This is a genomic window from Limnospira indica PCC 8005 (genome assembly GCF_000973065.1).
GTDB lineage: Bacteria > Cyanobacteriota > Cyanobacteriia > Cyanobacteriales > Microcoleaceae > Limnospira > Limnospira fusiformis.
The window spans coordinates 1624318-1644338 of the sequence record NZ_FO818640.1; the positions used below are offsets into that span (position 1 = coordinate 1624318).

Genomic DNA, 20021 nt, shown 5'->3' on the forward strand with positions numbered 1-20021 from the left:
TAATTATTAATTATTAATTAGATTGTTGATGATAATAGCCATGACCTGTCCTAATGCTAACCCGCCATCATTGGTGGGAACCTGTTTAGACCAATAGTGAATAATGCCTTCTGAAGTTAGTCGCTGGATAGTCTTTTCTAATAAATATCGGTTTTGAAAACATCCTCCAGTCAAGACAAGGGGAACCTCTGGAAACTTTTGAGATACCATAATGATTCCCTCTATTAAGGTATTGTGAAATTTAGCAGAGATCAGGCTGACAGGAACATGATTGTTAAAATCTTTAAGTACCTGCTTGACCATGGGTTCCCAATCTAAAATGATTTTACCTGAACTTTGGTGCAAATTAATTGGGTAATGCTCATCAGTAATTACATCGCCGATCGCAAATTCTAAGTCCATGGCGGCTTGTCCTTCAAAACTGATATTGTCGCGATGACCGACCAAAAAAGCGATCGCATCAAATAACCTCCCGACACTAGATGTTCTAGGTGTATTAACTTTCCGGTTCAGCATTTGCAAAATTAACTTTAACTGGGGGAAATTCCCTAAGCTAATTTTCTGCTTATTCAAATAATCCCATAACTGTTCCCCCCACAATTCATATAATAATCCTAAGCCTAATCGTCGGGGTTCTAAGACGGCTTTATCACCTCCAGGAAGTGGGAAATTTCGCCAATGTCCGACTCGCTGAAAGCCGATTTTATTAATTAGTAGAAACTCTCCCCCCCAGATGGTTTCATCTAATCCATAACCAGTCCCGTCCCAAGCTACTCCTAAGACGGGAAATGATAATTGATGTTCTGCCATAACCGCCAAAACATGAGCATAATGATGTTGTACTGGAATGACGGGAACTTGCCGTTTTTCTTGTTGCCAAATATCAGCAGCTAATTGATACGCAAACTCAGTGGAAATATAGTCTGGGTGTGCGTCACAAGCAATCACATCAGGCTTAAAATCATAGATATTACTGAGGCTGTTAATTGCTTCTTTAAATGCCTGAAACGCTTGTGGACTCTGCAAATTGCCAATATATTGACTGATAAAAACTTGTTTTTCTACGGCAATAGCAATGGTATTTTTTAAGTGTCCACCTACTGCCAAAATATATGGGTATTGACAATTAGAAATGCTCTGTGATAGAATAGAATCATGTGTTGTATGGTGGCTATCTTTGTCTAAAATTGTCACAGGTAGGGGTGCATAACCTCTAGCGCGGCGAATAACCATCTGTTCACCCAAAACACTCCGCACGACGGAATCATCTACTGGTCGGGCGATAGGGCGGTTGTGAACCAGAAAGATATCGGCAATTTTCCCCAAACGGTGGAGGGCTTCCGTCTGGTCAGTACAGATAGGCTCGTTGGAAAAATTACCGCTGGTGGCAACAATGGGAAAATCTAACTCAGCCATCAACAAATGATGGAGGGGGGTATAAGGTAACATAACCCCCAAATTAGGATTACCGGGAGCGACATTATCCGCCAAAGCGGATGCACCGGGCAGCCTTGATAATAGCACAATGGGGGCTTGAGGCGATCGCAACCATTGTTCCTCGGCGGCGGATATATCACAAACCTGGGCTATTTGCTGTATACTGCGATACATTACAGCAAAAGGTTTATGGGGTCGATGCTTACGGACTCGCAATTGTTCAACGGCGGCGGCATTAGTAGCATCTACAAGTAACTGGAAGCCTCCCAAACCCTTCATGGCGACAATTTGACCGCGACCCATGGCGGCGGCGGCTTGTAATAAGGCATGATGGCGGTTAGCCAAAACCTGTCCCTGATGATTCCATAATTCTAAAATGGGACCACAGACGGGACAAGCATTAGGTTGAGCATGAAAACGGCGATCGCCAGGGTGGTGATATTCGCGATCGCAATTAGGACACATTGGGAAGGCGGCCATAGTAGTATTCTCCCGGTCATAGGGGAGAGTTTTAATAATGCTGTAGCGCGGCCCGCAATTAGTACAATTGGTAAAGGGATAGCGGAAACGGCGGTTATGGGGGTCAAAAATATCTTGTAAGCATTGGGGACAAGTGGCAAGATCTGGCAAAACGATCGCTGATTTAGCGCCCTGAATAGTTGACTGAGAAGCTCTAATCTCAAAGTGAGAATAGCCAGCCAGAGGCAGCCAAACGGCTTCTAAACTGTGAATATGCGATATTGGTGGTTTTTCTATTTGCAGGCGCTGTTGGAAGCGCTCAAGACTCTCTGAACAGCCTTCGACTTCAATAAAAACCCCCCCCACGGAATTATTTACCCAACCTTTGAGGTTCAGTTGGGTAGCGAGTCGATAGACAAAGGGCCGAAACCCGACACCTTGAACAGCACCGCGAATAGTTAAACTGAGGCGAGACAGATTTTGATCAGAAGTAGACAACATAGGAGATCGGAGAAACACTAAACTCAAACTCTCGAAAATTTATCTGATTGGTTAAAATAAGTCCGAATTGATGAGTTAACAGAAGAAACAGAGATTAATGATACAATTACCAGAGTACGCGATGACTGGTGTTCACGGAAAAAGCCGTCAAATCAAACGACTGACCAGCAGCTTGTTTTTAGCACTTGCTGCTGTGTTGCTGATTGTAACTAAGCCAGCGGTAGCCTTTCAAGTTCAAGTTAGCCCTACCTCCCCTCAGTTGGGAGATACTATTTCGGTGGTGATAAGTGGGGTCAATAGCCAGGAGTCACAACCAACAGTGACAATGGGAGGGAAAAACTATCCTCTGTTTGCGCTGGGTGGCGATCGCTATCGCGCTTTAATTCCGACGACTCCCCTAGACCAACCGGGTGCGAAATCAATTCAGATTAGCAATGGTAGCCAACAGAGTAATGTGAGCGTGCAATTGCGCGATCGCCGTTTTCCCACCCAGTCAATTTGGCTTCCACCAGATAGCGCTGGGCTGCGAGGTACAGACCATGAGTTTGACCGGGTTGATGAATTTAAACGAATTGTTACTCCCAAAAGACATTGGAATGGGCCGTTTTTGCGTCCAAGTTCCGGTGAGGTGACAACAATTTATGGGGTCCGAAGATACTATAACGGGAAGTTCGCCGAAAACTATTATCATCGAGGGGTTGATTATGCCGCTCCGACCGGTTCTCCGGTGATAGCACCAGCAGCGGGTCGGGTGGCTTTGGTGGGGCGTGAGTCCCAAGGATTTGAAATCCACGGTGACACTATTGGTATTGATCACGGTCAGGGAGTTACCAGTATTTTCCTTCACTTGAGTCGAATTGATGTACAGGAAGGACAAATGGTGACAGCAGGCCAGACCATTGGGGCGATCGGATCAACGGGGGCCTCTACGGGACCACACCTTCATTGGGGTCTTTATGTTCACGGCCAATGTGTAGATCCAGTCCCTTGGCGGTTTGACGGTATAGAATAAATGATTCTCTTGATGGTGATTAGAAAATTTAGTTTTGTGGAGTTTGAGTTAATCAGTGGTTGATTGGTGTAGAACTAATTTTATTCTCTGGGCGAATCACGCAACGGAGATTCGGGAATGAACCAAAAGTTCTCACAGGCCTAGTCAAAGCGCCCCTATAGGTGGCTCGAAGGCTTTACTTTTTTTCGATGTCCATTTTGCCCCTCGCCGATGAAACCACTTTGCTACCGAACATTTCTGCATTATGCAAGTCTGCCCTCACGGGATGTTAAGCCCCTAAATAGACGGGGCTATCAAGCTACTGCGTAAAGATTGTCGGTTTCTATCCTACAATTCGTGGCGTATAGTTAATTAATTTGTAAAGCCGTCCTAGAAGGACGGGGTTTTAGACCCAGGAGTTTCGATGAGTATTGAAAAAATTGTTGATCAGGCTTTACAGGATGGTTATTTGACACCATCTATGGAAGCAGAGGTAGGGCGGATATGTAATACAGCTTCAGAATTATCCATCGAGGAGTATATGGCTCTCGATCGCCTCATGGGTGCTTTGTTGACGGGGGAAGTGGTTGTTTTACCCCGCAAGCAGTTTATTAATGTGATGGAAGAGTTAGTTCTCAGTGAGGCGATCGCTCAAGTGGCCCAAATTGATGAAGTAAGCGAGCAGTCTTTGGATGTGGGGGATATTGCCGCCTATGCTCTCAACCGCTTACCCCCACTGTATGCTACTACAGAGGAGGGGGCGCAATATCAGAGGTCTCGCGCTAAGGAGGAACTACAAGCCCTCATTTCTAGCCAAGTGAAAGAGGCTATTGCACGAAACTTAGACCGCGCCGCCCAAAATCAAAAAGTGTTAGGCCAGATATCCGATAGTTCTCTATTGGGACAAATGAGCGGTTTACTGAAAGCCTACGCGGAAGACTACGAACCGGATCACGAAACTAATACCCCAAACTAATTTAAGGCGATCGCTCAGTTGGTGCTAACTAATGCACCTATTGCGATCGCCACCGATAACCACTGGCTTAGGAATCAGACACCTGATCATCTTTGCTAGGGTTCTTGCTACCAGAGGTGGCAGTTTGGCTTTGGGCGGCCCTTTGTTCCCGCTTCTTGCGTTCAGCTTGGGTCATCTCCTCTACCATTAACCGCGCCTGAGCGACCTTTTCTAGGTTGGTGCGGTACAGGTCTAAATCCTTCTCCAGCTTGTCTTTAGGTAGCCTTAAAGCCTCACTAAAATCAATAATGATGTTTTTTAACCCTTCCGAGTCCTGAGCCGCTGTGACATCGCTTTTTTCTAGGAGAGTATATAAACCAATGGCAAATAGCCGAGAGTATTTGAATTTAGGGTTATTGGCGATCGCATGAAAACAGGACTGCAAAGGGTCATCCCCGGAACTTTCCTGAGCTATCTTAGCCCTTTCGGTCAAATCTTTCACAGAAAGGGTCGCCGCTTGTGCCTCTAAAGCCGTAGCATCAGCCCGATATTGATTAGGGTCGCTTTCTTGGGCCATAATCAAAGCCGCCCAAATCGACAATTTATCGGCTTCGGGGATGTATCCTTGCATAAAGCGATCGAAGGCCGTGACCACACCCAGGGCATAAATGGGGTCATATTTAAAATCGACATTGACGGACAACAGGTGCATTTCCACCATTAACTCCTCAACCACGCGACGATAGATAGAGTTAATCGGCCGAGTATGGATGTTGTAAAAAGCTCGCTTGGTATCTGAAACAGTGCGGATATTGTTCACGGTTAAAATTTCTAAAAGCCCCGCGTCTATGTGACCGGGAGGGACTTAAACTAATTGTCCCCTGAGACGGTAAATTTGCCAAGACTGTCAATAGTAGTTAGAGCAATCAGCGATGATTAGCACCAACAACCGGGACTTCGTAGATGAACCCCCGGCCATTCTTGCCTAACATGAAGCTCACCCCACCTGCCCAAGGCAGGTGGGGGTGTCGGTGCTAACCTGGAACCGTGCTAGTCCACAGGTCACACAAACAAGCCCAGCTTCTAGGCGATCGCCCTCGAACTTTGGATCGAGGGTTCCTCACTGTCCTTTCGGCGAGTGAGCTGAAGAATACCTCGTGCAGCAATATTGAGCGCCCCATTGAGGTCGGCATTGTATCGCTTGCCCGAGGAAAATTTAGCCAGAGCATAGTTGTTGGAGTCTCGCCCTTTCGACTCCACTGCCGTCATAAGCCAGTTTTGAGGTATAGGCGGCTACGACATCAATGACCTTACCGCCTATTTCTTGCCACTTCATCTCGGTCAAATCTCGAATCATCCCTTTGAGCCATCCATGAAAGCGTTGGCGCAGTAAGGAGCGTTTGCGCCCTCCCTTAGCCTTCCATCCTTTCAGGTTCTCAAAGACAATGGCATCGGCATTGAATTGTTGGGCAATCTGCACGATACGCTTGGAGACAATCTGCGCAATTTGACGGTTGATATTACGACATTTGCGGTAGGTATGAGAGCAGAAGCCTTTCTGGAGACTTCCACCTAGCCCCATCGTCTTACTAGCTCGTTTAGATACCGATTTCAGCCGCTTATCCCGACGGTCGCCGTTCCGCTGGACGCAGGTTCGAGCGGCTGCGGCGACTTCGTCTATGTCTCTGGCTGGATGAATAAACTCCCGATAGGTTACAGTGCCGTCAAAATTCACGACTGCCACGGTAGCGGTGGTGTTGATACCCAGGTCAACACTTACAACTCGACCCTCTCCCTCCCGTTGAGGTGGATGACACTCAAATGGAACTGAGAGATGACAGGCTTTTTTCTGCTCATTGAAGATAAGGGACGGTGACAGCAGCTTGTTACTATCTACGGTATGCCGTTCTCGTAGGCTGGTTATCTCAATGGTAGTCCAGACCCAATCAGTTCCGTTAAATACCTTGATGTCGATGCGGTCATAGCCATGGAGTTTATAGCACTGACCCTTATACAGGGTCGGATAACAGCCACTGTTGGGATTGAGTACGGGAGGTTTAGCATCCCGACGTTGACGAGTTCCCGATTGCCATTCCCGATATCGGGTCATGTAGCTACTGACTTGGCCAGCGGCGAAGACGATGGCAGCCCTTCGGTAGTAGCTGGGGAACTTGTAAAAGGTCTGGTCAAATTGCCAGTATTTGGGGTTGGGGTTCTTGGCGGTTTGGTGAATCAGTTTCTCAACGGCTAGAACCCGTTTTTGACTCGATAACCCTCCGATAGACGGCCAATGGGTTAAGAGAATTCCCATCAAATGCCGACAGACACCTAGGGAGACCTCAACCGTTTGGCTCAGAAGCACTCGCGCTGCTGCTGTCGGGTTAAGATTCCATCGGTCTGTACGGATGATTGATGTGGTTTGTGCCATCACGCGCTTGCTATCCCAAGGTTTGTCAGATCGGCGGCTCCTTGACCCCCACCTGCCGTTGGGCGAGGTGGGGGAATGCGTGGCTATTTTTGTTCAAACTCACCGCCTTAACTAGCTCTGACACCGCCCTCTAAGGCTTCCTTTTCCGTCTCAAAAATCTCAAACACAGAATCCATCATCGTCACTTCAAATACCAGTTTGGCTTCTGGGTGAACATTACAGATGCGGAAACTACCCTTAACTTTATCAGCATCTCGCATACCAGCCACTAGGGAGGTCAACCCGGAACTGTCGATAAAGTTCACCTGACCCAAATTCACGACCACATGACGACTCAGCTTAGATATACATTCTTGCAGTTTGAGACGAAACTGCCAGGCGGTGGTGATATCTAAGCGTCCTGTTGGTGCTAATACTATGACCTTAGTGCCATCCTGGGTCGTATGTTCCTTTTGATCGATATGAATCACTGACCGTCCCCTCTGAAATTCTTGATTTTGCGATGGTTGCTTCTTTGACTGTGACAGTCCCCGCCAAAACTGTGACGGGGATTTTCCTTGGTGATTTATACAGTAACCTGCTGGCTGCTGAGTATTCACCCAGTCACCATAATGGTTTTTCTAGGCAGCCTCAAGCCGAAAGAAAATGAAAGTTCTTGGAGCTATCAAAGACCCCATCCCTCAGAAAGTATAACCCCAACAGAGGCGCAAACCTTCCCAACCACAGCTCTTTGTTCACCAAGCGCGTTCTAGTCAGCATCAGGCCAATACCAGCCAAACTTGGGTCTAGCAACAGCATTGACCCTTGACCAAGAATACCATTGCAGTTATCAGATTCGCTGTTGTCCGGGGACTGAATCAAGATCAATTTCTGTCCTTTTCCCTCCATCTGGCAGTCAGTCCCCCCTAGCAAGTCCCATGAGACTTACGGTTGAACCTAGACCTGTGACTGAGGATCCGTCCAGTTAGACCAATCTTGAGGTTTCAAGAACGTCTCATAGAGTTCAGCTTCCGGCGTACCCGCTAATGGTTGATAACCATATTCCCATCTTACCAAAGGAGGTAAAGACATGAGAATCGACTCAGTGCGACCCTTGGTTTGCAACCCGAAAATTGTGCCTCGGTCGTAGACTAAATTAAATTCTACATATCTTCCTCGACGATAAAGCTGGAAGTTCCGTTCACGATCGCCATATTCTATAGAATTACGGCGCTCTACAATCGGACCGTATGAGGGTAAGAAAGATTTACCACAATCTTGGATAAAACTAAACAAGCCCTCCCAGTCCCGTGATTCCGGTGCGCCCATGCGATCGCTATAAGTCGCCGCCTCGCTTTCAGTCTCCTGCCCACGATACAGCAAACCCTCACCGCCTTGGTAATCAAAGAAAATGCCACCAATTCCCCTGGCTTCATTGCGGTGTGTCAGATGAAAATATTCATCACACCAGCGTTTAAACACCGGGTAATATTCGCTATGATGGCGATCGCAAGCCTCCTTTAACGTCTTATGGAAGTGAGCTGCATCTTCCGCAAACGGGTAGTAGGGAGTTAAATCAGCACCCCCACCAAACCACCACACCGGGCCCGCCTCGAAATAGCGATAATTCAGGTGAACAGTTGGCACATAGGGGTTACGGGGATGTAACACCATCGAAGTTCCCGTCGCATAAAATCCATTACCCGCCGCCTCTGGACGCTGGCTTAAAATCGACGGTGGCAAATTCTGGCCCCAAACCTCCGAAAAGTTAACTCCCCCTTGTTCAAACACATTACCTTCTCGGATCACCCTAGTCCGACCGCCACCCCCTTCCGGGCGCTCCCAAGCATCCTCTACAAAGGTTTTCGCCCCATCTAGTTTCTCTAATCCGGCGCAGATTTCATCCTGAATTTGTTTCATCCACTGACTCACGCGCTCCCGCGAGTCCGCCGGAGGGGGTGATTGAACTGTAGCCGTATCAGAAGCCGTCGAAACTGTCATAATCTAATTAAGCTCTTGTATGTTAATATTTTCGCACTTGATGAGCCACCAACTCACAGAAAGCGAAATTATTTCATCTTCCCCGCTTATGGATTCCTCAGTCAAGTTGTTTAACCCATAAGTCCATATAACTTAACAGTTAACTATGGAAATCTGCCCGGTGGGACTACCATTTGCCACTACCAGCAGTAACAACACCCTTTCCCAGTTAAGCTATTAGCAGTATTACCAGATAGCAACAGCCATATATCATGCCAGATAAGTTAGATGCCAGTTCCGTACTGGAAGTTTTAAGACCCGTTCAAGACCCCGAACTACAAAAGAGTTTGGTGGAATTGAATATGATCCGTAATGTGAAAATCACTGGCGGAGATGTCCGTTTTACCCTGGTTTTGACCACCCCCGCTTGTCCTCTGCGCGAGTTTATCGTCGAAGATTGTCAGAAGGCTGTTAAACAGCTTCCCGGAGTCGAAACCGTCGAAGTAGATGTCACGGCGGAAACTCCACAACAAAAATCTCTCCCAGACCGTCAGGGAATTAGCGGGGTGAAAAATATCTTCGCTATTTCTAGCGGTAAGGGTGGGGTTGGTAAAAGTACCGTTGCGGTTAATGTGGCCGTCGCTCTCGCCTCTACCGGCGCTAAGGTCGGTTTGATTGATGCTGATATCTATGGCCCCAATGACCCCACTATGTTGGGTCTGGCTGATACTCAGGTCATGGTTCAGCAAACTCCCGAAGGCGATCGCTTGGAACCCGCTTTTAACTATGGCGTTAAGTTGGTGTCCATGGCTTTTCTGATTGACCGCGATCAACCTGTCATTTGGCGCGGTCCTATGTTAAATGGCATTATCCGACAGTTTCTCTATCAGGTGTATTGGGGTGAGTTGGATTATCTCATTGTCGATATGCCACCCGGAACCGGAGACGCTCAGTTAACCCTCGCACAAGCTGTTCCTATGTCTGGGGCGGTCATTGTTACTACTCCCCAAGAAGTCTCTCTGTTGGACTCCCGCAAAGGCTTAAAAATGTTTGAACAGTTGGGTGTGTCTATTTTGGGCATTGTCGAAAATATGAGCTATTTCGTCCCCCCAGATCTCCCCGATCGCAAATATGATATCTTTGGCACGGGCGGCGGTCAGAAAACTGCTGATGATTTGGGAGTACCACTATTGGGCGCTATTCCCCTGGAAATGCCTGTCCGACAAGGTGGGGATTCTGGGGTTCCTATTGTGGTCTCTCACCCCGACTCCGCCTCCGCTCAGGAGTTGACTGCGATCGCAAAAAAAATCGCCGCTAGGGTCTCGGTTATGGCTCTGGCTTAACTCTCTTCCCTTCCCGGCACCAGGGATAATTGACCTTCATCAATTCCTCTGGCTGCCTGGCTTGCTCATACCTCACTCAGTATCTGAGAAATTACACCATTCTTTTTGAGGATAATAAACACATGATTCTACCAGGTTCCGCCGTTCGCGTTATTAATGCTGATGATACCTACTATGAGTTTCAAGGACAAGTCCAAAGACTCGCTGACGGCAAAGCTGCCGTTTTATTTGAAGGCGGAAATTGGGATAAATTAGTCACTTTTAAACTCTCTGAACTAGAGGCGATCGACACTACCACTGGACGCAAAGGTAAGTAGTTTACATCCTCTCGCTAGAATTATGTTAAGTTTTGTAACGGCCCCGCCTCAGTGGGGTGGGGTGGCTTTTTCCTGACCCCCGTGCTACTATATTAGATAATGGGGATATTCGCAATTTCAAAATTTGTTAACAGATTACCATTATGCTATAAGAGTATGTCAATATCTTACCATGATTTTCCGCCGCCTGTCAACCCCCCAACCCATCTATAATTGATACCAAGATTTCCCTTTTCCCCCAAACCAAAATCATGTTAATTCCTCTAGTCTATGCGACCATAGTTTTTCCAACAGATGCGGGTGTAGTGGACGTGACCACCTATGGCGCTATTCCTAACGATGGAAAGGACGACACGGAGGCAATTCAACAGGCATTAAACGACCACCCAACCGGAAATCATATTTTCTACTTTCCTGATGGAGTGTATAACGTTAGCGGTCAAATTAGATATGCGGGAACCGAAAAACGGAACATTCTACAAGGTCAAAGCCGTGACGGAACCATTATTAAACTTGATGATAACTCCGGTTTAGATACATCAGTAATTTGGACAGGTTCCCCACCAGCGCAAAGATTTCGGAACAGTATTCGAGACCTGACCGTTGATATTGGTCGCGGTAATCCTAACGTTAATGGGATAGATTTTATTGCCAATAATCAGGGTTCAATTCGCAACGTTAAAATCATCTCAAGAGATGGTCAAGGGAGAATCGGCTTAAACCTTTCCATCGATGAAAATGGGCCCCTACTAGCTAAAGATATTCATGTAGTTGGATTTGATATCGGCATCCAAACCTGGAACCCTACAGCCAGTCAAACCCTGGAACATATTACCCTAGAAAACCAAAATCAGTACGGCTGGAAAAATTTTAATCAAAATGTTTTTGTCCGAGGCTTACAGAGTACCAATCAAGTGACAGCAATTTGGAATATGCCTGATGGTGGTAGTGTTTTTACGCTGATTGATTCTGAGTTAACTGGATTCGGTTCTGCTTCGGAATTGCCAGCGATTCATAACCAAAAAGCAATGTATGTTCGCCAATTGAGAACTTCGGGATATCAACAGGCAATTTGGCAGAATGATAAAGGTCGTGGTAATGCTTCTCAACCTGATGGTTATGTGAAGGAGTGGATAGCTAGGGGAGAGTTTCAGAGTCTTTTTGACAGTCCCCAAACTATGCTAAATCTGCCGATTAAAGAAACCCCAGAATTGCCTTGGCATGATTTATCAGAGTGGGTAAGTCCCCTGGCTTATGGGGGGAATCCTAATGATGGTATTGATGACACACAAGCGATACAAGCTGCTATTGATTCGGGAGGGAAAACTGTTTATCTTCCTAATGGGGTTTGGGATGTTAATGGCACTTTGGAATTAAGGGGTAATGTACAGCGGTTAATTGCTACGGAAGCTAGAATTGTTGGTGATGGTGTCATTAGAATTGGACAAGGAACATCCCCGACGGTGATTATCGAAAGAGTAGAGGCAGCTTCTATTTCTATTGTACATGAAAGCGATCGCACTTTGATTATTTCTAGTTCTCTTGTCAATAGCTATAGTAGTACCCAAGGAAACGGCGGAGATGTCTATATTGAAGACGTTGGCGGCGGTCCCTGGGTGTTTACTAATCAAAATGTGTGGATGCGTCAAATTAACCCGGAAATTACACATAGTCCTAGGATTACCAATGATGGCGGGTCTCTGTGGATTCTTGGATATAAAACCGAAGATGAGGGGACTTTGGTTAAAACCATTAATGGCGGGAAAACAGAAGTATTAGGCGGCTTGATTTTAAATGGCAGATTTGCAGATATTCCCGGATTTATTAACATTGATTCATCCCTGAGTTATGCTAATGTTGGGTTTCTCACTTTTAGTGGCGGTTCAATACCTATTGGAGTGGCAGAAACCCGTAATGGTGTCACCCTCATGACTGACCAACTACCACCCTACTACACTGGTTATCAGCAGCCAACATCCTCCCGTCAATCTGAAAATTTCCTAGTCAGTTGGTGGCGGTTTATACTCCGACTATTTGCTATGGTTTAATGGCGAGTTGGGGTAGGCAGTTTACGGTAAAATTAGACGACTTGACCTCAGTAACTCAGGATTAACAACGCCTGAAAACTACGGAAAAATTATTGGCAGGCATGGGGACGGTTTCCACCAATTCTAGGTTATAACCCTTGGCTAATTCTACCACATCATCAAGGTTTCTGACACCCCACTTGGGGTTAGAAGTTCGCAAATATTCATCAAAGGAAGCGTTACTAGGTGCGGTGTGTTTTCCACCGATTTTATAGGGTCCATAGAGATATAAAATTCCCCCTGTTTTCAAAATGCGATCGCTTCCCGCCATTAACCCTTCACAAGCCGACCAAGGCGAGATATGAATCAGGTTAATTGCTACAATAGCAGTGATGGGAAATTCCGATAATTCCAAAGGTAAATTATTCCCTTCGACTGACCAGGGGTTAGCTTCTACGTCTAACCCTAGGGGAGGGTAGAGATTATCTGAAGGGTAATGAGTTTGCCATGCTTTAATACTCTGTTGTAACAAAGGTTGCGGGTCGGAAGGTAGCCACCGCCTAGGTGAGAGACGGGGAGCAAAAAAAACCGCGTGTTGTCCTGTGCCGCTGGCTACTTCTAAGACGGTTCCCGTGGGGGGTAACACCCTTTTTAATACCTCTAAAATCGGTTGACGGTTTCTTTCCGTGGCTGGTGCATTTTGTCGCAAATCTTCGGAAAAATTCATGATTTAATCTGGTCATATATTTGAGATTTGGGCGGCTTTGATAAACCCGAATATTGAGAAATAAGTGATTATCTCCGCTACCCCGATTATACATCTTTTGATGATGCTTGAATGTTAATTTTTACCCAATCTTTGAGATTGTTTAATCCAGGTTTGGATGACATCAACAGATGGACATATTTGGCGAGATTTAATGGTTCCTACATATAGCCGTAAAATCTGTTTATGTAGTTGTTGAATAGACATATGAGAAAGTTGATTGACTGAACTTACGCCACTATGTAATAAGACACCACAATATTGATAACCAATACTGGGAACCCTGGCTAAGTCGGACATTGCTACCCATTTACTGATATTTCTGATGTTGATACCTAGTTGGTTGGATAAGGCGATTTTATGAGCATTATTACTCCCGCGCGCGAGAAGTTGCTGGGTGTTTTCAATACCACATTTATTCAGGAGTTTAATATTATCTGCATCTAACCCAGGTAGTTGAGAAATTTCCCAATAACAGGAGGTAATTTTTGGATGCTTAGTTGTGGGATGATTCATAATTAATTATTTGGATTCAGAATGGTTGTCCAGTCTCAAAGATTTAGCCATCAAAATATCAGGTTTCCCGATACCATTAGCATCGGGGACTACTCCCATAATCACAAAACCGCATTTATGATAAAACTCATAGGGATGGCGACCATGATTTTTTATATTAGCAATATGTTCCCAACAGTGGGGGTATAATTCGACACCAGATAGGGAGGTTAAATGATTTTCGTCATCGGTACCCAACCATAAAGTTAAGCCTCCTTGTAACCGCACATAATCCTCTAAATGAGCGACCAATTTTCGCCCTATTCCCAACCCTTGATAATCCCTTCTGACTACCAAAGGATGTAATTCCCAAACATGACCTTGATATTGACTAATCCCACCAATCCAGCCTAGAATATTATCATGGTCATCGACGGCGACCAGATTAACTCTACCGTCGCCAAAAGACTCCATAACCTCGGCTAAACCACGTTGATAAGTCGGCCAAGCATTCGGCCAATTTTCCCGAAATTCTGCGACTAATAAAGTAGCCGCCTGGTGGATATGATGTTGATGATTAGGGCTGAGATTAATAATCCTCATCCTCAACCTTTGACCCCCGTAGCTGTATCTGTAGGGACAATATACCGTTGTACTATTAAAAATAGTAGTAACACAGGGGCAATAGAAATGACGGAACCGGCGGCGACTATCCGCCAATCGAGAGAGAAAGTTCCGGCTAGATTTGCTACCCCTAAAGGCATGGTATAATATTCTGGGCGATCGACTACAATTAAGGGCCACAGAAAATCACTCCAAGACCCGATAAAGACAAAAATGGCTAAAGTCATTAAGGCGGGACGGACTGAGGGTATCATAATATGCCACCAAATGCCTAATTCTGAACAGCCATCAATTCTGGCTGCTTCTTCTAACTCTTTGGGAACTCCCATAAATGCCTGTCGCAAGAGAAATATACCAAAAGCTGAGGCTAAGGATGGAAAAATAATGCCTAAATAAGTATTTCTTAATCCTAACTGTACGGCTAGAATATACAGGGGAATCATGACAATCTGAAAGGGTATCATGATGGTGGAAACGATCGCACTTAGGAGAAAATCGCGACCCCAAAAGTTTAATCGCGCCAAAGGATAGGCGGCCAAGGAACAAAATAGCAGATTTAATCCGACGGTTAAAACGGCGACGAGGGTACTATTAAATAAATAGCGACCAAAAGGATTAGTTTGCCAAACTCTGACAAAATTCCCGAAAGTAGGTTCCCGAGGAATAAACTGGGGGGGAACCTGAAAGATGTTTTCGGTAGGGGATTTAAAGGCAGTTCCCACCAACCAAAATAGGGGAAATAGCATAGCGATCGCTATAGCAATGAGTACCATATAAGTAGCGATCGCCCGATAATTTACGCGGCCACCAGAAGTTATTTTGACAACTCCCATATACCCTCCTCAGTACAAACCGCGGCCAAAGGTTGGTCCCAACTATCCCTAGGGAGAGTATCCACCCTGGCGGCCGCAAACACAATTCCCACCGTAGGAATTTTAGACCACTCAGACCGACTCAACATCCGGTCATAAAATCCTCCCCCATATCCTAACCGATAGCCACAGCCATCACAGGAAACGGACGGAACCAGGATTAAATCGACCTGAGACGGCTGCAAAACCGGTAAGCGGGGGTCCGGTTCCATTAAACCAAAAGACCCCCTTTGGCGGGCATTTTCCGGCCGCCAGTGATGCCAAATCAAAGACCCATCCACACAGCGAGGAAACCCCCAGACCTTTTCTGGGGAGACGTACCAGAGAGGACTCAAATCGGGTTCTTGGCGAAAACTAAAATAAGCCAAGATAGTCTTGGCTTGCTGAAATCGCCACCAACGGCGTAGATGGTCAGTAATGCGATCGCTATTTTGTCGCCAAACAGTCGTGGCTAGAGATTGGCGATCGCTTAACAAACGGCGGCGTAGTTGAGACTTACTCACAGATCAGGATTTTGTCGATACCAGTCAATAGTATTTTTCAGACCCTGGCGAAACTCGACCTCAGCCACAAACCCAAACCTTTCCTTAGCGCGATTTGTGTCTAAACAGCGGCGCGGTTGACCATTAGGCTTATCAGTTTCCCAGACAATTTCTCCCTGAAACTCCATCAACTCACAAATCAACTCTACCAGGTCCCGAATAGTAATTTCATAATTAGTCCCCAAATTCACCGGGTCTGGTTCGTCATAATGTTGGGTAGCCATGACAATTCCCCGCGCCGCATCAGTCGAGTAGAGAAACTCCCGACTAGGACTACCATCACCCCACACCGGAAGCTGTTTATCCCCCCGTTGTTGTGCTTCATAGACCTTACGCACCAAAGCCGGAATCACATGGGAACTTTTCGGGTTAAAATTATCCTCTGGGCCATAGAGATTCACCGGCAATAAGTAAATCCCATTAAACCCATACTGCTGTCGGTAGGCTTGCAATTGCACCAATAGGGCTTTTTTGGCTATACCATAGGGGGCATTAGTTTCCTCTGGGTAGCCATTCCATAAGTCATCTTCCTGGAAGGGAACCGGGGTAAATTTAGGATAAGCGCAGATAGTCCCCACACAGACAAATTTCTTGACCCCTACTTGATAGGCTGAGTGAATCAACTGAGCCCCCATCATCAGGTTATCGTAGAACAACTCAGCGGGTTTTACCTGATTTAAGCCGATACCCCCCACATGGGCCGCCAAATGGATAATGATATCCTGACCTTTAGCGGCTTGTTGACAGGCTTCTAAGTTTCGCAGGTCACAATTATGCGATCGGGGCACCGAAATATTTTCAGATTTAGCCCCCGCCTTCAGAAGCTGGTCAATCACCTGTTTTCCCAGAAAACCAGCCCCTCCCGTAACCAAAATCCGTTGGTCTTGTAAATCCAGAGTATTCATGTTATTTACCCGTCATTTAGTCTAAAAATTAATCAAAATGGTCTCCCTCTTCATGAGGTTCTTCCAATAGTGTTAGGTCACTATCAACCATCAGCTTTACCAATTCCTCAAAAGACACTAACGGCTTCCAACCCAAGACATTTTGGGCTTTAGTCGAATCCCCAATCAGCAATTCTACCTCAGCCGGGCGTAAATAGCGTTCATCAAATTTGACATAATCATGCCAATCCAAATTGACATAATTAAAAGCCACATCCAAAAACTCTCGAATTGAATGAGTTTCATTAGTTGCCAACACATAATCATCCGGTTGATCATGTTGCAACATCATCCACATTCCCCGGACATAATCCTTAGCATAGCCCCAATCCCGTTTGGCATCCAGATTACCCAGATAAAGTTCCTTCTGCATTCCCTTCACAATCCTGGCTACAGCGCGGGTAATTTTGCGGGTAACAAAAGTCGGACCACGGCGGGGACTTTCATGATTAAACAGGATACCATTACAGGCAAATAAACCGTAGGATTCCCGATAATTAACCGTTTGCCAGTGTCCGTAAACCTTCGCACAAGCATAGGGACTACGAGGGTAAAAAGGTGTAGTTTCTTTCTGGGGGATTTCCTGAACTTTCCCAAACATTTCCGAAGAACCTGCTTGATAAAACCGCACCTGAATCCCTGTGCGCTGCTGATAATCTCGAATAGCTTCTAATAGTCTTAATACCCCTAAACCCACCGTATCAACAGTATATTCTGGACAGTCAAAACTGACCCGCACATGGGATTGAGCCCCCAAATTATAAATTTCTACCGGCTTAACCTCTTCTAAGATACGACGCAGAGTAGTACCATCTGTTAAATCCCCATAGTGTAAGAATAACCGAGCATTAGGATTATGGGGGTCTTTGTAAATATGTTCAATGCGGTCTGTATTAAAACTAGAACTACGACGAATAATTCCGTGAACTTCGTAGCCTTTTTCTAATAGTAACTCACTCAGATATGAACCATCTTGACCTGTGATACCTGTGATTAACGCTGGTTTACTGTTTGACATCTGACTATTTTCCTTTCCATACGAATCAGCCCGCCCATGGCGGTTGTCTATACTCTATTATGCACCCTCATGATTATTCCCTAGTGGGGCAAGTTTGCCACTGGCACTCATTATAAAAAACCCGGTTACTTAGACAAGAACCATAAATATCTTAACTCAGAAACCGGGTAGGACACATAATTTCTGATGACTCACCCCTCCAGGTTAATAAGCACCATTATCCTTGGGAAAAATTACCACACCAATAGTTTTGATAATGATCCATAAGTCAATCCAGAAATTCTTGAAATTAACATAGTGCAAATCAATCTGAACTCGACGAGGATAGGGAATATCATTGCGTCCTGAGACTTGCCAGAGTCCAGTGATTCCCGGTCTGATGGTCAGAACCTTATCCATGTGACGACCATATTTATGTAATTCCTCGGCTACCAGGGGTCTAGGGCCTACTACACTCATATCACCTTTGAGAACATTCCAGAATTGGGGAAACTCATCAAGGCTAGTCACACGCAAGAATCTACCTATCCAGGTAATTCGAGGATCATGTTTAAGTTTAAACGTATCCTGAAACTCTTGGCGGAGATTAGGAGAGGTTTCCATGATCTCCATCAGCATCTCATCTGCATTACTAACCATGGTCCTGAATTTGATACAACCAAACCGTTGGCGATTTTTGCCGACTCTTTCCTGGACGTAAAACACGCTACCAGGGGAACTCAGGGCAATTAACAAGCTCAGTATCAAATAAACCGGAGAAAACAAAATCAGAACCGATAGGGAAAACACAATGTCAAATGAACGCTTAAAAAAATCTCCGTTCAGACTCTGTACCAGAGACAGGGTTCGTTGCTGACGCGGACGCACTAAGGGTACAAAGCCACGCCTTGTAAATGCACGTCGAAGTCCCCTACCGAAGATAAGTTGGCTATTGGCAGTCATCTTACTCCTTCAATTCACACCACACACAGTCATGATCATAAAGCCTTGAGACACTCAATAAGGATGATTGAGTATCTTGTACTCATATACTAAGATCCCAGATGGCAGGTCGTCACCGGGGAACCAGTCTGGACAATCCACCTAAATTAGGGCTTTTCAGCTTTTCTGGCTCTCTTAAATACTTTGGCATTTTAGCTGAAATTTTGGGAGTCCATTGTGTTCAAACACTTATCTACGAAATTAAGATAGTCCTCCCGAAACCGACTTTGATCAAATTGACTCGCATGAGTTCGGATAATTTCAGGATGAAATTGCCCATTGAGACTTTCAAAGACTTGGACTGTCTCCATTAAACCTGTTTCTGTTTGCGGCGTAAATAATAACCCGGTCCCGGAGTCGGGATATTTGCGAATATCTCGCACGGTTTCTGTCGCGCCTCCTACTCCTAATGCGATCGCAGGTGTTCCGCAAGCCATGGCTTCTACGATCGCCATTCCAAAGTCTTCGCAGGCGGCATAGACAAATGCTTTGGCTTTGGACATATATTCCCCTACTGCCTGATCACTTTGCCAACCTAAAAGCTGGATATTATCTTTGGCAATTTTCTTGATGCGATCGCATTCGGGACCTGTGCCAATTACTACCAGCGGATAACCCAATTCGTTAAAGGCTTTGACAATTAGGGAAATTTTCTTGTAACTCACCAGACGGCAAACGGTCAGATAAAAATCTTCTTTTTGGGCCTGAAATTTCATATTGTCCATCGCCACTGGGGGATAAATTACCTTCGCCTCACGACGGTAACATCGCCATATCCTCCGGGCTGTATGTTGAGAGTTAGCAATAAAATAATCAACCCGGTTGGCTGAAATCACATCCCATTGCCGTAGTTGGTGCAGCAACACACGGGTTAACATACCGGGGACTCCTGAGCCGACAGAGCTACCTCTGAGATAGTCAAAGGTGAGATCCCAAGCATAGCGCATAGGAGTGTGACAATAGCAAATATGCCTTTGTTGAGGCGTTGTAATCACTCCCTTGGCTACAGCATGGGATGAAGATAATATTACGTCATACTCCCGCAGGTCCAACTGTTCGATCGCTAACGGTAATAGCGGTAAATATTTCTGTACACCATTTCTCGCCCAGGGAAAGTCCTGTAAAAATGTGGTCCCAATCTTTCGCCCATATAGATAACTGTCAGGATTACTTGATTCAAAATCAATCAGCGCATAAACTTGGGCATCAATATGCTTGAGAATTTCTCGCACCACTAACTCTGACCCCCCTGTGGCTTTCGGTGTTAACCATTCATGGACCAGAGCATACTTCAACGACACAACAGATATCTAACCCCTAATGCCTTCAGAATTTACTATCTCACAGGGCGGAAATTAATTG

At 45.7% G+C, this 20021-nt stretch carries 20 protein-coding genes; 6 read left to right on the top strand and 14 right to left on the bottom strand.

What is annotated here, in order from left to right:
• Positions 1-6: 6 nt before the first annotated feature.
• Positions 7-2397: a carbamoyltransferase HypF gene (gene hypF, locus XZ46_RS07145; RefSeq protein ID WP_008049326.1), complete on the bottom strand. Its 2391-nt coding sequence runs from the start codon at positions 2395-2397 to the stop codon at positions 7-9.
• Positions 2398-2494: 97 nt separating this feature from the next.
• Between hypF and XZ46_RS07150 the strand changes: the two genes are divergently transcribed.
• The gene (locus XZ46_RS07150; RefSeq protein ID WP_008049327.1) at positions 2495-3409 is read left to right on the top strand and encodes a M23 family metallopeptidase; all 915 of its coding nucleotides are present in this window, start codon (positions 2495-2497) and stop codon (positions 3407-3409) included.
• A gap of 403 nt (positions 3410-3812) precedes the next feature.
• Positions 3813-4364, top strand: a complete 552-nt coding sequence (locus XZ46_RS07155; protein WP_006620775.1) for a late competence development ComFB family protein — start codon at positions 3813-3815, stop codon at positions 4362-4364.
• Between the two features lie 67 nt (positions 4365-4431).
• Here XZ46_RS07155 and psb29 read toward each other — a convergent pair whose 3' ends face one another.
• From psb29 to XZ46_RS07170, 3 genes are all read right to left on the bottom strand, one after another.
• Positions 4432-5163: a photosystem II biogenesis protein Psp29 gene (gene psb29 / locus XZ46_RS07160; protein WP_008049328.1), complete on the bottom strand. Its 732-nt coding sequence runs from the start codon at positions 5161-5163 to the stop codon at positions 4432-4434.
• 396 nt (positions 5164-5559) lie between these two features.
• The gene (locus XZ46_RS35815) at positions 5560-6771 is read right to left on the bottom strand and encodes an IS200/IS605 family accessory protein TnpB-related protein (protein WP_006668037.1); all 1212 of its coding nucleotides are present in this window, start codon (positions 6769-6771) and stop codon (positions 5560-5562) included.
• Between the two features lie 107 nt (positions 6772-6878).
• A complete protein-coding gene (locus XZ46_RS07170) occupies positions 6879-7241 on the bottom strand; it encodes an STAS domain-containing protein (protein WP_006618416.1) in 363 nt (120 codons plus the stop codon).
• Positions 7242-7273: 32 nt separating this feature from the next.
• Here XZ46_RS07170 and XZ46_RS35285 point away from each other — a divergent pair, with 32 nt between their 5' ends.
• Positions 7274-7420, top strand: coding sequence for a hypothetical protein (locus XZ46_RS35285; protein ID WP_006620772.1), 147 nt, complete (start codon positions 7274-7276; stop codon positions 7418-7420).
• Between the two features lie 287 nt (positions 7421-7707).
• Here the strand turns inward: XZ46_RS35285 and hemF are convergent, their stop codons facing one another.
• A complete protein-coding gene (gene hemF / locus XZ46_RS07180) occupies positions 7708-8751 on the bottom strand; it encodes an oxygen-dependent coproporphyrinogen oxidase (RefSeq protein ID WP_008049333.1) in 1044 nt (347 codons plus the stop codon).
• Positions 8752-9002: 251 nt separating this feature from the next.
• On the opposite strand from hemF, the gene XZ46_RS07185 reads away from it, so the two are divergent.
• From XZ46_RS07185 to XZ46_RS07195, 3 genes are all read left to right on the top strand, one after another.
• The gene (locus tag XZ46_RS07185; protein WP_006620770.1) at positions 9003-10073 is read left to right on the top strand and encodes an Mrp/NBP35 family ATP-binding protein; all 1071 of its coding nucleotides are present in this window, start codon (positions 9003-9005) and stop codon (positions 10071-10073) included.
• Between the two features lie 122 nt (positions 10074-10195).
• Entirely contained in the window at positions 10196-10390 is a 195-nt protein-coding gene (locus XZ46_RS07190; RefSeq protein WP_006620769.1) for an NAD(P)H dehydrogenase subunit NdhS, read from the top strand.
• A 311-nt stretch (positions 10391-10701) separates the two neighbouring features.
• The gene (locus tag XZ46_RS07195; RefSeq protein WP_322786899.1) at positions 10702-12438 is read left to right on the top strand and encodes a glycosyl hydrolase family 28-related protein; all 1737 of its coding nucleotides are present in this window, start codon (positions 10702-10704) and stop codon (positions 12436-12438) included.
• A 61-nt stretch (positions 12439-12499) separates the two neighbouring features.
• On the opposite strand, the gene XZ46_RS07200 is transcribed toward XZ46_RS07195, so the two are convergent.
• The 9 genes from XZ46_RS07200 to XZ46_RS07240 all read right to left on the bottom strand — a co-directional run bounded on the left by XZ46_RS07200 (position 12500) and on the right by XZ46_RS07240 (position 19960).
• Complete coding sequence (locus XZ46_RS07200) at positions 12500-13144, bottom strand: DUF938 domain-containing protein (protein ID WP_008049335.1); 645 nt, start codon at positions 13142-13144, stop codon at positions 12500-12502.
• Positions 13145-13258: 114 nt separating this feature from the next.
• A complete protein-coding gene (locus tag XZ46_RS07205; protein ID WP_008049336.1) occupies positions 13259-13699 on the bottom strand; it encodes a DUF4332 domain-containing protein in 441 nt (146 codons plus the stop codon).
• Between the two features lie 6 nt (positions 13700-13705).
• Positions 13706-14281: a GNAT family N-acetyltransferase gene (locus XZ46_RS07210; RefSeq protein ID WP_008049338.1), complete on the bottom strand. Its 576-nt coding sequence runs from the start codon at positions 14279-14281 to the stop codon at positions 13706-13708.
• 2 nt (positions 14282-14283) lie between these two features.
• Positions 14284-15135, bottom strand: a complete 852-nt coding sequence (locus XZ46_RS07215; protein WP_006668034.1) for a carbohydrate ABC transporter permease — start codon at positions 15133-15135, stop codon at positions 14284-14286.
• Positions 15117-15677: a 5-formyltetrahydrofolate cyclo-ligase gene (locus XZ46_RS07220; RefSeq protein ID WP_008049346.1), complete on the bottom strand. Its 561-nt coding sequence runs from the start codon at positions 15675-15677 to the stop codon at positions 15117-15119. Before XZ46_RS07220 ends, XZ46_RS07215 begins: the two co-directional genes overlap by 19 nt.
• A complete protein-coding gene (locus XZ46_RS07225; protein ID WP_008049347.1) occupies positions 15674-16621 on the bottom strand; it encodes a GDP-L-fucose synthase family protein in 948 nt (315 codons plus the stop codon). Before XZ46_RS07225 ends, XZ46_RS07220 begins: the two co-directional genes overlap by 4 nt.
• 28 nt (positions 16622-16649) lie before the next feature.
• Positions 16650-17678: a GDP-mannose 4,6-dehydratase gene (gene gmd, locus XZ46_RS07230; RefSeq protein WP_006668033.1), complete on the bottom strand. Its 1029-nt coding sequence runs from the start codon at positions 17676-17678 to the stop codon at positions 16650-16652.
• A gap of 204 nt (positions 17679-17882) precedes the next feature.
• On the bottom strand, positions 17883-18620 hold the full coding sequence (locus XZ46_RS07235) for an undecaprenyl-phosphate galactose phosphotransferase family protein (protein WP_006668032.1): 738 nt from the start codon (positions 18618-18620) through the stop codon (positions 17883-17885).
• A 191-nt stretch (positions 18621-18811) separates the two neighbouring features.
• Complete coding sequence (locus tag XZ46_RS07240; protein ID WP_006620757.1) at positions 18812-19960, bottom strand: glycosyltransferase; 1149 nt, start codon at positions 19958-19960, stop codon at positions 18812-18814.
• Between the last annotated feature and the right edge of the window lie 61 nt (positions 19961-20021).

Coding starts and splice junctions, on each gene's coding strand:
- XZ46_RS07235 (WP_006668032.1), bottom strand. CDS start 18,620: ATGACTGCCAATAGCCAACTTATCTTCGGTAGGGGACTTCGACGTGCA.
- XZ46_RS35285 (WP_006620772.1), top strand. CDS start 7,274: ATGGTTGCTTCTTTGACTGTGACAGTCCCCGCCAAAACTGTGACGGGG.
- XZ46_RS07185 (WP_006620770.1), top strand. CDS start 9,003: ATGCCAGATAAGTTAGATGCCAGTTCCGTACTGGAAGTTTTAAGACCC.
- hemF (WP_008049333.1), bottom strand. CDS start 8,751: ATGACAGTTTCGACGGCTTCTGATACGGCTACAGTTCAATCACCCCCT.
- gmd (WP_006668033.1), bottom strand. CDS start 17,678: ATGTCAAACAGTAAACCAGCGTTAATCACAGGTATCACAGGTCAAGAT.
- XZ46_RS07150 (WP_008049327.1), top strand. CDS start 2,495: ATGATACAATTACCAGAGTACGCGATGACTGGTGTTCACGGAAAAAGC.
- hypF (WP_008049326.1), bottom strand. CDS start 2,397: ATGTTGTCTACTTCTGATCAAAATCTGTCTCGCCTCAGTTTAACTATT.
- XZ46_RS07215 (WP_006668034.1), bottom strand. CDS start 15,135: ATGGGAGTTGTCAAAATAACTTCTGGTGGCCGCGTAAATTATCGGGCG.
- XZ46_RS07190 (WP_006620769.1), top strand. CDS start 10,196: ATGATTCTACCAGGTTCCGCCGTTCGCGTTATTAATGCTGATGATACC.
- XZ46_RS07200 (WP_008049335.1), bottom strand. CDS start 13,144: ATGAATTTTTCCGAAGATTTGCGACAAAATGCACCAGCCACGGAAAGA.
- XZ46_RS07155 (WP_006620775.1), top strand. CDS start 3,813: ATGAGTATTGAAAAAATTGTTGATCAGGCTTTACAGGATGGTTATTTG.
- XZ46_RS07225 (WP_008049347.1), bottom strand. CDS start 16,621: ATGAATACTCTGGATTTACAAGACCAACGGATTTTGGTTACGGGAGGG.
- XZ46_RS07210 (WP_008049338.1), bottom strand. CDS start 14,281: ATGAGGATTATTAATCTCAGCCCTAATCATCAACATCATATCCACCAG.
- XZ46_RS35815 (WP_006668037.1), bottom strand. CDS start 6,771: ATGGCACAAACCACATCAATCATCCGTACAGACCGATGGAATCTTAAC.
- XZ46_RS07205 (WP_008049336.1), bottom strand. CDS start 13,699: ATGAATCATCCCACAACTAAGCATCCAAAAATTACCTCCTGTTATTGG.